This is a genomic window from Bradyrhizobium huanghuaihaiense, assembly GCF_025200885.1.
GTDB lineage: Bacteria > Pseudomonadota > Alphaproteobacteria > Rhizobiales > Xanthobacteraceae > Bradyrhizobium > Bradyrhizobium huanghuaihaiense.
This window is the reverse complement of record NZ_CP104172.1, coordinates 4,974,277-4,989,082: the sequence shown is the minus strand read 5'-3', so window position 1 is coordinate 4,989,082 and position 14,806 is coordinate 4,974,277. Positions and strand designations below refer to the sequence as shown.

Below are 14,806 nucleotides of genomic sequence, written 5' to 3'. Positions count from 1 at the left end.
TTGCCGTGACCTGAATCCTCAGACCGTCGCCAGCCATGCCGCGAGCGGCGTTTTCCCAAGCCTGGCCTCGCCGAGCGGGACCAGCGAGGTGTCCTCGATGGGGGAGCCGTAATATCCGGCCTTGGCGTCGCCCACGACGGGGCGGCTGTCGCCCGCCGCCTTCAAACGGCGCGCGACGAATTCGTTGAAGGGCGCCTTTTCAGGTCCGGCGATATCGATCGTGCCGTTGAGCGGTTGCCCCGTCGCGACCTCTGCGAGGCAAGCGGCCACGTCGTCGGATGCGATCGGCTGAAACGCCGCCGAGGGAACGACGACCCGCCCGTCAGCCGCGCCGGTCTCGGCGATGGCACCGAGGAATTCGAAGAATTGCGTGGCGCGCACGATCGAGTAGGGCACTGACGATGCCTTGACGATGCTCTCTTGCGCGAGCTTGGCCCGGAAATAGGCGATATCGGGCGAGCGATCGGTGCCGACGATCGACAGCGCGACGTGATGCTTGACGCCCGTTGCGGCCTCCGTCGCCGCGAGGTTCTTGCTCGACTTCTGGAAGAATTCGAGCACGGCGGCGGGCTCCCAGGACGGCGCGTTGGCGACGTCGACCACGACATCCGCGCCAGACAGCGCGGCCGCGAGGCCTTCTCCGGTGACGGCATTCACGCCCGATTTCGGCGAGGCGGCCACGGCCTCGTGGCCCTGCTGCTTCAGCTTCGCCACGAGCTTGGATCCGATCAAACCGGTACCGCCGATCACGACGATCTTCATGGCATGTCTCCTCGGCATTTTCGAACGCGCGTGGGTAAGGGGCCTTACGCTCTCGCGTTCATGAATGATGCGAGCAGAGTCTTAGCCGAGCAATGCGGCGGGCTCTTGCCTGGAACGGGCCTGCCTTGCCGAAAAATGCTCCAGATGTGTTCGGGGAGGGGAATTGGTCAGCGATCATTCCCCTCCGTCGCGCGCGCGGATCAGATAACGGCGCCCCGGCCGCGCACGGCGACCCGGGCGCGATGTCACTGGCTACAGCGTCATCTGCATCGGTTCGGGATAATAGTGGAAGCCGTCACCGGCCTTGGCGACGTGGCCGTAGCCGGGCCAGGCGAAGTGATAGGACATCACCGGCGTCTTGTTGGCCGCCAGCATGGTCAGCAGTTTTACGCGCGATTCCGCTGCCTGTTTCGGGTCGGTGTCGTAGGAGAATTCCATCCGCGGCCGCTCCAACAAGAGCACCGAATGGTGCGAGAGGTCGCCGAGGAAAGCGAACGACTTGCCGGCCGAGGAGACCATGAAGATGGTGTGGCCGACGGTGTGACCGGGCGCCGCGATCGCCTGCACGCCGGGCAGGAATTCCTGACCGTCCTTGAAGAACACGATGCGGTCGCGCACCGGCAGCAGGTTCTTGCGCGCGTGCACGACGAAATCCTTGGCCGCGCTCCCCATCTTGCCTTCGTCGGTCCAGAAGTCGAAATCGCTCTGGGAGATGTAGATCTGTGCGTTCGGGAACAGCGGCTTGTTGTTGGCATCCACGATGCCGCCGATATGGTCGATATGCGCGTGCGAGCAGACCACCGCATCGATGTCCTCCGGCTTGATGCCGGCCTCCATCATGCTCTTCTGCTGCCGGCCAGTGGTGGCGCCGAACATCTTGGATGAGCCCATGCCGGTGTCGAACAGGATCAGCTTGTCGCCGGTGTTCACGATCGGTGAGTTCTGCTCCAGCACGACGTTGTCGGGCGACAGGAAATTGTCCGCCAGCATCTTCTTCACCTCTTCCTTGGGAACGCCGGTGAAGGTGCCGGAGGGATCGCCGAGCGGCAGCGGTCCGTCGGATACGACGGTCACTTCGGCATCGCCGAGAACAAAGCGGTGCCAGTAGGGCGTCTGGGTGCCGAGCTTGGGCGCGCGTGCGATCGCACTGCTGCCAAGAAGCGCGCTGGCACCAAGGCCGGCACCGAGCGCGAGCAGGGACCGACGCGAGACATCAAGTGTCATCCGTTCCTCCATTTTCTGTTTTGATCCGCGCGATTTTCGCGCGTGATGCGGCCTTAGGCCGGCAGTGCGATGCTGCGCTGGTTCAGACGCGCTCGCAAGAGGAAACGGATTGGCGGTGATCGCAGGTGAGCAGGAAACAATCAATGATTGTGTCGCGATTGTGTCCGCTGAATCGTCGCTGCAAAAAGCTTACGCGATCCGCAAGCCGAGGTCGTTTGCTTCGGTCTCGGCAAAGCCGGCCTGCAAGACCTCCTCGCGCTTGTGGCGCAGATGCGCACGCAGGATGTGGGAGAGGCCGGCGCCGTCGCGGCGCTGCAGCGCGTTCAGGATCGCCTCGTGCTCCTTCACGGCGAGCGCCCAGCGCTGCGGCGTCATCGGCGTGACGTAGCGCGCGCGGCGGATGCGCGCGGTCACGGAGGCATAGAGCCCCGCGAGGACGGGATTGTCGGCCGCGGCGACGATGGCCTCGTGAATGGCACGGTTGCCGCGATAGTACTGGATCAGATCGCCCTCGCGATAATGCCGCACCATCTCGTCATGCGCGGCGGCGATCGCGCCGATCTCGGCGTCGCTGATGCGCTCGCAGGCGAGCTCGCCGGCGAGCGCTTCGAGGCCCTGGCAGACCTCGAACAGGTCGCGCATGTCCTTGTCGGTCAGCTTCGCCGCGCGCGAGCCGCGATGGGGCAGGAGCTGCACCAGACCTTCGGCGGCGAGCACCTTGAGCGCCTCGCGCAGCGGCGTGCGCGAGATCTCGAGCCGCTCGCACAGCTCGCGCTCGGGAATCCGCGCGCCCGGGGGGATCTCACCGTCGAGCAGGATGGCGCGGATGCGGCCGACGACCTCCTCGTGAAGCATGGGACGTGTGGCTCCAGTTTGAATTCAAAAATCCCGGAAAGCGTGAAAATTTGGAAGTTCCGGCTTGCTAATCGCAAATTTTGCATTCAAAAATGTAAAAAACAAGAGGACATGAGAAAATGGACCTGGCTGCGGAGGCGGACGACCTCGTTTTTGAATGCAACGACGGCATCGGGCGGATCACCTTCAACCGCCCGCAGGCGCGCAACGCCTTCACTTTCGCCATGTACGAGCGCCTCGCCGCGATCTGCGAGGAGGCCGACGGCGATCAATCGATCAAGGTGCTGGTGCTGCGCGGGGCTGGCGACAAAGCCTTCGCCTCCGGCACCGACATCAACCAGTTCCGCGAATTCAGGACGCCGCAGGACGCGATCGACTACGAGAACCGGATCGACCGTGTGCTCACGACGCTCGAGCACTGCCGGGTGCCGACCATCGCCGCGATTAACGGCTTCTGCACCGGCGGCGGCGCCGGCATCGCAGCGGCCTGCGACCTCCGCATCGGCACCAAAACAGCAAAAATCGGATTCCCCATCGCCCGGACGCTCGGCAATTGCCTGTCGATGTCCAATGTCAGCCGTCTCACCGCGCTGATCGGTGCCGCCCGTGTCAAGGATCTCATCTTCACCGCGCGCCTGGTCGACGCTGCGGAGGCCGCGAGCGTCGGACTGCTCGGCGAGGTCGTCGACGACATCGCAGCGCTCGACAGGCGCGCTGAGGAGGTCGCCCGGCTACTCGCCAGCCATGCGCCGCTGACGCTGAATGCGACCAAGCAGGCGGTCGCCCGCCTGCAACGGCGGCTGACCCCGGACGAGGGCGAAGACCTCATCCTGATGTGCTACACGAGCCAGGACTTTCGCGAAGGGCTCGATGCTTTCCTCAACAAGCGCGCGCCGCAATGGCGCGGGCAATAGGACGCCCCCGATGCAAAGTTCGCAATCCACCTCTCGCCGTCCGGGACCGCTGGCCGGCCTCAAGGTCGTCGATCTCACCCATGTGATGGCGGGGCCGACCTGCACCCTGATGCTCGCCGACATGGGCGCCGACGTCATCAAGATCGAGAAATCGCCCAACGGCGATGACACCCGTCATTCGGTGCCGCCGAAGATCGGCGAGGAGGCGGCCTCCTTCCTGATGATGAATCGCAACAAGCGCGGCATCGTGCTGGACCTCAAGACCGACGGCGGCAAACAGGTGCTGCGGCGCCTGATCGCGGATGCGGACGTGCTGGTCGAGAATTTCGCGCCCGGCGCCATGGAGCGCCTCGGCTTCGGCTACGAGGATCTGCACAAGCAGTATCCAAAGCTGATCTACTGCTCGCTGTCGGGCTTCGGCCGCACCGGCCCCTACAAGCACCGCAGGGGATTTGACCTCGTCGCGCAGGCGATGAGCGGCATCATGAGCTTTACCGGCGAGCGCCCGGATGGCCCGCCCGTCAAATGCGGCCCGCCGCTGTCCGACATCACCGCCGGTCTGCTCGCGAGCATGGGCATTTTGGCCGCCTACACCCATCGCCTCAAGACCGGCGAGGGGCAGTGGGTCGAGACCTCGCTTTACGAGGCCGCGCTGGTGCAGACCTATTGGCAATCCACCATCGCACTCGCCGCGGGTACCGCGCCGCGCGCGATGGGCTCGGCCCATCCGCTCAACGCGCCGTATCAGGCGTTCGAGGCCTCGGACGGCTGGCTCGTGGTCGGCGGCGCCAACAAGAAGCACTGGCTCTTGATGCTAGAAGCGCTCGGCGCGAGCGAGCTCGCCGCCGATCCGCGCTTCGTCAACGGTTCCGACCGCATGGCGAACTTGAAGGAGCTCGAAGCGGTCCTGAGCGAGCGCTTCCGCAACCAATCGCGGGCGCATTGGCTGGCGGCACTCGACGAGAGAGGCGTGCCGTGCGGCCCCGTCCACGACATGCTGGAGGCGCTCAGCGACCCGCAGACGCTGGCGCGCGAGATGGTGGTCGAGGTCGATCATTCCACGCTCGGCCCCGTGAAGACGATCGGGCTTCCCGTCAAGTTTTCGGAGACCCCAGGCAAAGTGCTGTCCGGCGCGCCGGTCTATGGCGAGCATACGCGCGAAGTGCTGGCCGAATACGGGTTCGACCAGACACAAATCGAAGCGCTCGAAAAAGAGGGCGCCATTGTTTCGGCCCTGGAAAGACGCGAGGAACGCGTCGCCTGACCGGACGTCGATACGACAAGAACAAAAGATAAAAATCAGCTGGAGGAAATCATGGGTCGGCCGTCAATATTTCTGCTCTCCGCAGCCGCGACCGTGCTCGCCGGCACCATGCCGGCGCTCGCCGCCTGGCAACCGCAAAAGCCGATCGAGTTCGTCGCCACCGCCGGCCCCGGCGGCGGCACCGACAATCTCGCACGTGCGGTGCAGAACATCATCACCAAGCACAAGCTGACGGAGCAGCCGATCGTCGTCGTCAACAAGGGCGGCGGCAGCGGCGCCGAAGGCTATGTCTACGGCAAGGCCTCGGCGGGCGATCCCTACAAGGTGATCTTCGGCACGTCGAATGCATGGCAGCAGCCGCTCGTCTCCAAGGTCGCCTTCAACTACACCGATCTCACCCCGATCGCGGCGATGGCGCAGGACGAGTTCCTGCTCTGGGTCAAGCAGGACGCGCCCTACAAGAACGCGGGCGACTATCTGAAGGCGGCCGCGGCGGGCGAGTTCAGGATGGGCGGTGCGCAGTCCAAGGACACCGACGAGGTGCTGACCCGCATGATCGAGAAGGCGGGCAAGGTCAAGCTGACCTACATCCCGTTCAAGAGCGGCGCCGAGACCGCCGTGCAGCTCGCCGGCGGACATCTCGATTCCCACGTCAACAATCCCAGCGAAAGCATCGGCCAATGGCGCGGCGGCACGCAGCGGCCGCTGTGCGTGTTCAGCCCGAAGCGGTTGCCGCAAGGGCCCAAGGTCACCGCGACCGAAGGCTGGAGCGATGTTCCGACCTGCGTCGAGCAGGGCCTCGACATCAAGCAATATGAGCAGCCGCGCACCGTGTGGCTGCCCGGCAAGGTCACGCCGGACCAGGCCGCGTTCTACGTCGATCTGATGAAGAAGGTGCAGGCAACGCCGGAATGGAAGGACTACATCGAGAAGACCTCCCAGGTCGACACGTTCCTGACCGGCGCCGAGTTCGACAAGTTCATCAAGGAGGACCTCGAGCACGTCAAGCAGGTCGCGGGCGAGCAGGGCTGGCTCGTCAAGTGAGGCGGGGCGCGCCTCAAACTCCTCCGTCGTCCCGGCGAACGCCGGGACCCATACCGCGTGATTTATCGAGGAGGGGTGGTCGTCGTACCGACTTGGCTTCCAGTCCTCGTCAAACTTCTCCCTGGGGTTATGGGTCCCGGCGTTCGCCGGGACGACACCCAATGCTGGGTCCGCCGCTCGCCTGGAGCCCTCGATGATCTCACGCCGCGCGCTTGAGCTTGCGACCGCCATCCTCACCGGCAGCTTCGGTGCGGCCGTCGTCGTCTCCAGCCTCGACAACGGCATCGGCTGGTCGAGCGCGGGCGTGGACGCCGGCACCTTTCCGTTCCTGACCGGCATCATCATCGTGCTCGGGAGCCTCTACAATCTGGTGCGCGGCGTGCTGCCGGCTGCCTCGCTGGCAAATGTGCCCATCGCGATCACGCCGCTCGAGTTGCGCCGGCTCGCCGGCCTGTTCGTGCCGGCCGCGATCTTCGTCGCCGCCATCCCGCTGCTCGGCATGTATCTCGCCTCGGCGGGCTATGTCTTCGCGGTGCTGGCGATCCCGAGGCACCAGTCCGTGCCGCGTGCGCTGGCCACATGTCGGGCCACGGCGCTCGCGCTCTACGTCGTGTTCGAGCGCATGTTCCAGGTCAGCCTGCCGCACGGCGCGCTCGCCGCCGCGCTCGGATTCTGAGGGGGAGGCCGATGGACAATCTCCAGGAGCTCCTCCACGGTTTCACCATCGCGGTGACGGTGCCGCATCTGGTGCTGATGGCGGTCGGTGTCCTGCTCGGCATTCTCGTCGGCGTGCTGCCGGGGCTCGGCGCGCCGAACGGCGTGTCGCTGCTTCTCCCGCTGACCTTCGGCATGCAGCCGGTCTCGGCGATCATCCTGCTCTCCAGCATGTATTGGGGCGCGCTGTTCGGCGGCTCCGTCACCTCGATCCTGTTCAACATTCCCGGCGAGCCGTCCTCGGTCGCCACCACCTTCGACGGCTATCCGATGGCGCGCGACGGCCGGCCCACCACGGCACTCGCCACCGCCTTCGGCTCGGCGGCGTTCGGCGCGCTGATCGGCGTCATCCTGATCACCTTCCTCGCATCCTGGGTGGCGCAGGTCGCGCTCGCCTTCGGACCGCCGGAGTATTTCGCGGTCTATTTCCTGGCCTTCGCCAGCTTCGTCGGCATGGGCGGTGCGGCCCCGATCAAGACCGTTGTGGCGCTTGCGATCGGCTTTGCCATCGCCGCCATCGGCATCGACACGGTGTCCGGCAGCGTGCGTCTCACCATGGGGGTCGACGAACTCGTCAAGGGCGTGAGCTTCGTCGTTGCGGTCATGGGCCTGTTCGGCATCGGCGAGCTCCTGGTCGCGGTCGAGGAGGAATTTCATGCCCGCGCCGTGTCCTCGAAGATCGATTGGCGCGAGGTGTTTCGTGCCGTCGGCCGCCTGCCCAGGCACAGCGTTGCACTGCTGCGCAGCGCCGCAATCGGCTGCTGGATGGGGATCACGCCGGGCGGCCCGACCGCGGCCTCCTTCATGAGCTACGGCCTCGCCCGCCGCTTCTCCCGCCGCGGCCGCTATTTCGGCACCGGCGAGGTCGAAGGCATCATCTCGCCGGAGACGGCTGATCATGCCGCCGGTACCAGCGCGCTCTTGCCGATGCTCTCGCTCGGCATTCCCGGCTCCGCGACCGCCGCCGTCATGATGGGCGGGCTGATGATCTGGGGCCTCAATCCCGGGCCGATGTTGTTTGTCGACCAGAAGGACTTCGTTTGGGGCCTGATCGCCTCGATGTATGTCGGCAACATCGTCGCCGTCGCGCTGGTGCTGCTGACCGTCCCGGTCTTCGCCGCCTTGATGCGGATTCCCTTCGTGGTCATCGCGCCGCTGATCGTGATCATCTGCGTCGTCGGCGCCTATTCGGTGTCGAACTCCTATCTCGACGTCGTCATGATGCTCGGCTTCGGCATCGTCGGCTATCTCTTCAAGAAGCTGTTCTATCCGCTGGCGCCGCTCGTGCTCGCGATCGTGATCGGCGACAAGGCCGAGGATGCGTTCCGTCAGTCCATGCTGCTATCCAAGGGCTCTCTGGGTATCTTCTTCGCGAACAAGCTGGTGACGTGCCTGATCGTGGGCGGGATCGCCTTGCTGCTGCTTCCGCTCGCGTTGCAGCTCGCGCGCCTGCTGCGCAAGCCCGCGCCATCCGCCAACGAGACGACAGTTCAGGAGAAGGTGATCATATGACCGCAAAGCCGCTCGTTGCACTGGCGATGGGAGATCCCGCGGGCATCAGCCCGGAGCTGACGGCGAAGCTGGTCGTGCAGGACGACATCCGCGCCCGCTGCCGCCTCGTGGTGATCGGCGACCGCCGCATCTTCGACCAGGGTGCGCGCGTGGCGGGCGTCACGCCGGAGCTGACCACGGTCGGACAGGGCACGGAATTTCGTGCGGCACATGGCGATGCGCTGTTCGTCGATCTCCGCCATCTCGATCCCACTGACGTGGAGCCGAAGACCGCGACGCTTGCCGGCGGGAAATTCGCCCTGGCGAACTACAAGCACGCGCTCGAACTCGGCCGCGACGGCCGTGTCGATGCCGTCTGCTTCACCCCCTTCAACAAGCAGGCGATGCGACTTGCCCGCGCCGAGTATGACGACGAGATCGCATTCTCGGCCGAGGTGGTCGGTCTCAAGACGCCGGCGAGCGAATTCAACGTGCTCGACCGGCTCTGGAACGCACGGGTCACCTCCCACATTCCGCTCAAAGACGTCGCTGCGAATCTGTCGAGCGAGCGCATTCATCGCGCGCTCAAGCTGACCCATGCCTGCATGCGCAATGCCGGTTTCGCGCGGCCGCGCATCGCGGTCGCCGGTCTCAACCCGCACGCCGGCGATGGCGGCAATTTCGGCCGCGAGGAGATCGATGTGATTGCGCCCGTGGTCGCAGCCGGGCAGCGCGACGGCATTGCCGCCGAGGGGCCGTTCCCGGCCGACACCGTATTCCTGCGCGCCAAGGGCGGCGCCTTCGATGCGGTGCTGACGATGTATCACGACCAGGGCCAGATCGCGATGAAGCTGATGGGGTTTGATCGCGGCGTGACCTTGCTCGGCGGCTTTCCATTCCCGATCTGCACGCCCGCGCACGGCACCGCTTACGACATCGCGGGACAAGGCATCGCATCGATCGGCGCCAGCCGCGCTGCCTTGCTGCTCGCTGCGGAGATGGCGGCGCGACGCACCGTCTGATCTGCACGCACCAAGGGAGCGCGTGCTGACTGCGCTCGCCTTGCGCGAAGGATTAGACTTTCGGGAAATACTGGAAACTTCCGCCGCCGCAACGAGTTGGCGTTCCATGAACATCTCCACCTCGGAGCTGGGAACATGGTCGACGACGGCCCGCTACGAACAGCGGTTGATACCGCATGGTGCGTGTACCGCGCCCGGCATCGCGATGTCGATGCTGCGGATGGCCGTCGCTGTCTCCTCGAGCGTCATCTGCAAGGGAGGCGGGAAGCGCGCGAGAGTAACGGTGATGCCCAGGACCTCGCGGGGTTCGGGCTGGCCTATCTCGAGCGGCTTTCCGGTGACGAATGCTAGGGATCATTGAGAGCCTTGCGAGTCGCTTGGCGAGCGGAAGCGCAAGGCCGGATTGGACATTGCTTGCGATTTCGAACCTTCTGTCCGCAGCCATCGTGCTGATCCTCCGTTCAGCGGTGTAGCAGGCTCTCATGCGCATCGCTCAGCTCGCTCCCCTCGCCGAAAGCGTCCCTCCGAAGTTCTACGGCGGCACCGAGCGGGTGGTCGCGTGGCTGGTCGATGAGCTTGTCAAGCTCGGCCACGACGTCACGCTGTTTGCGAGCGGCGACTCCCGAACGACCGGCAAGCTTCACCCGGTGTGGCCCCGTGCGCTGCGTCTTGGCCGGAAGGGCGCTGATCCCAGTGCTGCCTGCGCGATGCTGACGGAAGCGATTGCGAAGCGAGCGAGGGATTTTGACGTGATCCACGCCCACATCGATTGGCTGCACCTGCCGTTACTCAGTCGCCTCGGGGTGCCGTTCCTGACGACCCTGCACGGCCGCCTCGACTTGCCGGGACTGCCTGACGTCGTTCGGCAGTTCCCGGATGCAAGCTTCGTGTCCATTTCCGATCACCAGCGTCTGCCGCTTCCGGATGCGAAATGGAGCGAGACGATCCAGCACGGATTGCCGTCGGAGCTGTTGCGTCCCTTTGATGAGAAGGGATCCTATCTGGCGTTTCTGGGCCGCCTCACGGCAGACAAGGGTCCGGAGGACGCCATTCGTATTGCGCGCGCATCCCGCATGCCTCTCCGCATCGCCGCGAAGATTCCGCGCGCCGAGACCGCCTACTTCAAGAAACACCTCGAGCCTCAGATCGACGGCGAGACGATCCAGCTTGTCGGCGAAGTCGACGACGCGAAGAAGCAGCCCTTCCTCGCCGGAGCCGCCGCTCTGCTGTTTCCGATCGATTGGCCGGAGCCTTTCGGCTTGGCCATGATCGAGGCGATGGCCTGCGGAACTCCGGTGATCGCCTATAGCTCCGGATCGGTCCCGGAGGTCATCGAGCACGGCCTGACCGGCTTCATCGTCGAGAACGAGGAGCAGGCCGTCAAGGCGGTCGGTGAATTGGGCAAGCTGGATCGAAGGAGGGTGCGCGCCCGCTTCGAGGAGCGCTTCACCGCACGCCGAATGGCGCGACAATACGAAGACCAGTACCGCGAGCTGATCGGCACTGCAGCCGGAAGATTCGACATGCAACGGTTGGAAAGTTGAAAGGAGCCGGCGATGTCGCTGACGAAAACGGGGCAGATCTGCATCTTTCTTGTCTTCGCCCTGGCGACGTCGCCGGCGTTCGCCGCCGAGATGACCGCGGACGCCATCAATTCCGCCGAGCCGTCGAAGAAGACGCTCTCGAACGAGAAGCCGACCCCGGCGGGCGTGCGGCTGCAGGTGCTGCTGGACAGGGCGCATTTCTCGCCCGGCGAGATCGACGGCAGGTTCGGCGAGAACGCCAAGAAGGCGCTGCGCGCCTATGCGGAAGCCCGGCAATTGCCGGGTTCGGACACCCCGACAGAGGAGATCTGGAAGGCGCTGCGGGCGGATGACCGGCCGATCACGCTGACCTATGCCATCACCGAGCAGGACGTGGCGGGTCCTTTCCTGAGCAAGCTGCCCTCGAAGATGGAGGACATGAAGGACATCCCGAAGCTCGGCTACATCAGTCCGCGCGAAGCCCTGGCCGAGAAATTCCACATGAGCGAGCAGGTCCTGGCGGCGCTCAACCCCGGGCGCCGTTTCGATCGTGCCGGTGACACCATCGTCGTCGTCGACACCGCGAGCGCAGGCGAGGGGGCGCCTGCCAGGGCTGACCGGGTCGAGATCGACAAGGTCAGGCAGACCGTCAAGCTGTTCGACAAGTCGAATGCGCTGATCGGATTCTATCCGGCGACCGTCGGCAGCGAGGACAAGCCGTCGCCCTCAGGCACGCTCAAGGTCACCGAGATCAGCAAGAACCCGTTCTATCGCTACAATCCCGCTTATCACTTCAAGGGCGTCCATTCGCGCAAGCCCTTTACGATCAAGCCCGGTCCGAACAATCCGGTCGGAACGGTGTGGATCAACCTGTCTGCCGAAGGCTACGGCATTCACGGCACGCCTTCGCCGGACAAGATCTCCAAGGCGGAATCCCACGGCTGCGTGCGTCTGACCAATTGGGACGCCGAACGCGTCGCGGGCAGCGTCGCGAAAGGCACGCCGGTCGCGTTCGTTGCGAACGCGATGTGATGCTGTGACCGTCATCGGGAGACGCAGGCCTAAACTTGCGATTGGCCCTCGGCGGGAGGCGTTGACTGCAAATGGCCGGCGTTCAGCGCAGCCTTACGGTCATGGATGAGATTTTCGAGACGGTGCGCCGCCACGTTCAACGTAGCTGCATCCAGCGTGTTCTCATCCCCATCGGACTTCGCGCGCTGCGCGCGGAGCACGTTGTCGATCTGGTTTTCGATCTCCGAAAGTTCCGCCTCGTTTTGCGAGCGCCGTATTTTGCTGCCGAGCGCATAGAGCGCGTCGAGTGCCGGCTGACGCGGCCTGGCTTCGCCGGCCCTGAGAAAGTGCCAGAGTGCAGCGACGACCGACGCCAGTGCGCCCAGGGCCATCGGTGCCAGGAAGATCGCGTTGCTCCACTTGTCGAGAAAGGACTGCTGGCTGCCGTTGTAGTACTCCGCGGCGCCGGCATGAACCGGGAGATAGGCGCCCGCGTCGGTATCGGGCGCCTTGAATTGCGCGAGAATCGGCCAGTCCGGCAAAATGTCCCTGCGCGCAGCCGTGAGAGCCTGCGTGAGGTCGGCGATCGTGTCGTTGTCGAGATCTTTCTTGCCGACCACATAGTAGTTCACGCGCAAGGTGGTCACGTCATCGCTGGGGATTGGAGGCGATCCGCGCAATGTTCCCTTGGGAATGTCGAAGCTTTCATAGGCGCGCTCTTTCTCCGCGATCGCTCCGGCGTTCTCGATCGGGATCAGCACCGGCGCGGTCTTGGCGTTCTGCGGGAACAGCCCCCGCACCAGCGACAGATATTTCTCGCTCAGCGGCATGACGAACAGCACCGCACGCACCTCCTTGCTGTCGAAGGCGCGGCGGACCTCGTCCAGTGCAAGGTTTTTGAACACGACGTTGGCGCGGTCAAGATCATAGGATTTGGTGAGGACATGAACGATCCTCTGATTGGTGTCCCCGGCGACAACACCCACGGTCGCGCGCTTCAGGCCGGCGACATCCGCGATGGCTGACCCGGGGGGCGCAACGAGCATGGCCACGGCCTCGGCGAGAATGACAATGGCTTGCGCCTGCGACAGGTCGCCGACGTCGCTGCGAACCACGGCGAGATCGGTCTTGCCGGACGAGAATGCGGTCGCCGATTCGAGCGGGCCGCTGGTCTCGACCACCTTGAGCCGCACCGGCGCTTTGTTGACGACAAGGCGGCTGGCAAGCGCAGACACGATCTTGGGGGCGTCGCCATCCAGCGAGCCCACCGCAATCGACAGTGTGACCGGCTGCGCGTACCAGCGATACGCCAGCACGCCCGCGCCGGTCGTGAGCACGACGAGCGCCGCGACCGCGACGATGCGAAGCCAGATCGGCAGCCTGCCGGCATCAATGCCAAATTTCGACAGCTCGTCCATGGCGCCGCTCGTCCGGGAAGATTGCGCGTCTGAACGAGCATCATTTGCCGGACGGCAGTCCCGTGTTGATTTGCATCAAGACGCCGGCCGACCGGGGCGCGGGGGGCGGCCTCGTCAAAGCTGTTTCGACGAGCGAAAAACACGAGCAAAAACAACCCTCCGCCTACTGTGCATGGGGTTGTTTTCGTCGTTTTGTTGTGGGGCGGCGCGGCGCGCGCCTTACGCGCCGCAGACGATCACGCCGTACCAGCCAAGGCCCCGATAGGTCTCGTAGCCGGGCGTCGCATGGAAGGCGACCATCGTGCCCGAGCGGTCGTGATAGAAGCCGGAGCGCTGGCCGTTCAGCGACAGCGAGATGCGCTCGCTGAGAATGCCCTGGCCGTCGGAGGCGGCGATGACGCGGAGGTTCGAGTCGACCAGCAGCACGCGGGCCTTGTCGATGTCGCCGACGCGGACGCCCTGCACGATGGCGCGAGCCTGCGGCTCCCAGTCGAAATGGATGGCGAGCACGCCGATCGGCGCGCCGTTGGCCTGGCCGCCGGCGCGGACGCTGGCGCAATAGGTCGCGACCTGCGCGTTGCCGAGCAGCGCCTGGTTCTCGACGTCGCCGGCGACATAGTCGTCGCCGGAGCGCAAGGTGCGCGCCTCGCGAAACCATTTGGTGTGGGCGACGTTCTGGCCGACCACGCGGAAGCGGTCGGCGCGGCCGTTGGCGATGACGTTGCCGTCGAGGTCGCAGAGCCAGAGGTCGAGATAGACGGTGTAGGCGCCGAGGATCACGCCGAGGCGCTGCGAGGCATAGGAGACCGCGGCCGGTGCGGGCGAGGCCGCGCAATCGACCACGGCCGAGTCGGTCGCCCACCAGCGCACGTCGCAGGTGCGCTCATAGAGGTTGCGGTCGATCAGCTCGACCGCGTTGAGCGACAGGTCCACCATGCGCTCGCCGCGCGAGCGCTGGCTCATGCGGTCGATCGAGGCGACGAGGTCGCCGGTGCGTTTGGTCAGCTGGGTCTCGAGCTCGCGGGCGATGGTCTCGACCTGCTGGCCGACGCCGCGCACCTCCTGCGCCACCACCGCAAAGCCCGCGCCTTGTGCGCCGGCGCGCGAGCTTTCGATCAGCGCGTTCAGCGCCAGCATCTTCATCTGGTTGGTGATCTGCTGGATCGCCTTGGTCTTGTCGACCGCGATCTGATTGACCTCCGCGGTCAGGCGATTGATCAGCGCGGAGATGTCGGAATCATCATCAGTGAGTTCGGTAGCGATCGGCTTGGCTTTCAGACCCAGCGCAGCAGACATCGGGGACTTCCCTTGGCAATGAGGCCAGATCTGCAATGAACCCGGAACAAAATCACGTCAGATCGAATACGATTCTTTTTCGAGGATTCCGCCTAACGCCTGCTTAATTTGCTGTTCGGCGGAATGCCTAAATGATAGTCACTCCGGCCTGCCTGCCGGCCATCCACTGCTTTGTGCGGCCCGGCCGTTGCAAATCGCCGGGGTTTCCCGGCCAATCCCCTAAAGCCAGTACCGGGCCGCCAGCGTGATCGCCCGGACCCAAGTTCCC

Annotated in this window: 14 protein-coding genes; 9 read left to right on the top strand and 5 right to left on the bottom strand. The window is 65.0% G+C overall.

The genetic code is table 11. From position 1 onward, the window contains the following. Positions 1-18: 18 nt before the first annotated feature. From N2603_RS23915 to N2603_RS23905, 3 genes are all read right to left on the bottom strand, one after another. The gene (locus tag N2603_RS23915) at positions 19-762 is read right to left on the bottom strand and encodes an SDR family oxidoreductase (RefSeq protein ID WP_260384087.1); all 744 of its coding nucleotides are present in this window, start codon (positions 760-762) and stop codon (positions 19-21) included. A gap of 252 nt (positions 763-1,014) precedes the next feature. Then, positions 1,015-1,986 (bottom strand): MBL fold metallo-hydrolase, encoded by a 972-nt coding sequence (locus N2603_RS23910; RefSeq protein WP_260384086.1) that lies wholly within the window; start codon positions 1,984-1,986, stop codon positions 1,015-1,017. Positions 1,987-2,175: 189 nt separating this feature from the next. Further along, the gene (locus tag N2603_RS23905; protein ID WP_026311802.1) at positions 2,176-2,841 is read right to left on the bottom strand and encodes a GntR family transcriptional regulator; all 666 of its coding nucleotides are present in this window, start codon (positions 2,839-2,841) and stop codon (positions 2,176-2,178) included. 119 nt (positions 2,842-2,960) lie between these two features. Here N2603_RS23905 and N2603_RS23900 point away from each other — a divergent pair, with 119 nt between their 5' ends. The 9 genes from N2603_RS23900 to N2603_RS23860 all read left to right on the top strand — a co-directional run bounded on the left by N2603_RS23900 (position 2,961) and on the right by N2603_RS23860 (position 11,845). Continuing rightward, complete coding sequence (locus tag N2603_RS23900; protein WP_260384085.1) at positions 2,961-3,755, top strand: enoyl-CoA hydratase/isomerase family protein; 795 nt, start codon at positions 2,961-2,963, stop codon at positions 3,753-3,755. Positions 3,756-3,765: 10 nt separating this feature from the next. Beyond that, positions 3,766-5,019 carry a CaiB/BaiF CoA transferase family protein gene (locus tag N2603_RS23895; RefSeq protein WP_260384084.1) on the top strand — a complete coding sequence of 418 codons (1,254 nt, stop codon included), beginning with the start codon at positions 3,766-3,768 and terminating at the stop codon, positions 5,017-5,019. A gap of 51 nt (positions 5,020-5,070) precedes the next feature. Next, the gene (locus N2603_RS23890; RefSeq protein ID WP_260384083.1) at positions 5,071-6,063 is read left to right on the top strand and encodes a Bug family tripartite tricarboxylate transporter substrate binding protein; all 993 of its coding nucleotides are present in this window, start codon (positions 5,071-5,073) and stop codon (positions 6,061-6,063) included. Positions 6,064-6,256: 193 nt separating this feature from the next. Further along, on the top strand, positions 6,257-6,739 hold the full coding sequence (locus N2603_RS23885) for a tripartite tricarboxylate transporter TctB family protein (protein WP_260384082.1): 483 nt from the start codon (positions 6,257-6,259) through the stop codon (positions 6,737-6,739). Between the two features lie 11 nt (positions 6,740-6,750). Next, complete coding sequence (locus tag N2603_RS23880) at positions 6,751-8,289, top strand: tripartite tricarboxylate transporter permease (protein ID WP_260384081.1); 1,539 nt, start codon at positions 6,751-6,753, stop codon at positions 8,287-8,289. Continuing rightward, positions 8,286-9,290, top strand: coding sequence for a 4-hydroxythreonine-4-phosphate dehydrogenase PdxA (locus N2603_RS23875; RefSeq protein ID WP_260384080.1), 1,005 nt, complete (start codon positions 8,286-8,288; stop codon positions 9,288-9,290). Before N2603_RS23880 ends, N2603_RS23875 begins: the two co-directional genes overlap by 4 nt. 135 nt (positions 9,291-9,425) lie before the next feature. After that, positions 9,426-9,641: a hypothetical protein gene (locus tag N2603_RS23870; RefSeq protein WP_080648038.1), complete on the top strand. Its 216-nt coding sequence runs from the start codon at positions 9,426-9,428 to the stop codon at positions 9,639-9,641. Positions 9,642-9,772: 131 nt separating this feature from the next. Continuing rightward, the gene (locus tag N2603_RS23865) at positions 9,773-10,834 is read left to right on the top strand and encodes a glycosyltransferase family 4 protein (protein WP_260384079.1); all 1,062 of its coding nucleotides are present in this window, start codon (positions 9,773-9,775) and stop codon (positions 10,832-10,834) included. Between the two features lie 12 nt (positions 10,835-10,846). After that, positions 10,847-11,845 carry a L,D-transpeptidase family protein gene (locus N2603_RS23860; RefSeq protein ID WP_260384078.1) on the top strand — a complete coding sequence of 333 codons (999 nt, stop codon included), beginning with the start codon at positions 10,847-10,849 and terminating at the stop codon, positions 11,843-11,845. Positions 11,846-11,874: 29 nt separating this feature from the next. Here N2603_RS23860 and N2603_RS23855 read toward each other — a convergent pair whose 3' ends face one another. Further along, the gene (locus tag N2603_RS23855) at positions 11,875-13,242 is read right to left on the bottom strand and encodes a TAXI family TRAP transporter solute-binding subunit (RefSeq protein ID WP_260384077.1); all 1,368 of its coding nucleotides are present in this window, start codon (positions 13,240-13,242) and stop codon (positions 11,875-11,877) included. A gap of 219 nt (positions 13,243-13,461) precedes the next feature. After that, positions 13,462-14,538: a methyl-accepting chemotaxis protein gene (locus N2603_RS23850; protein ID WP_260384076.1), complete on the bottom strand. Its 1,077-nt coding sequence runs from the start codon at positions 14,536-14,538 to the stop codon at positions 13,462-13,464. Positions 14,539-14,806 lie beyond the last annotated feature (268 nt).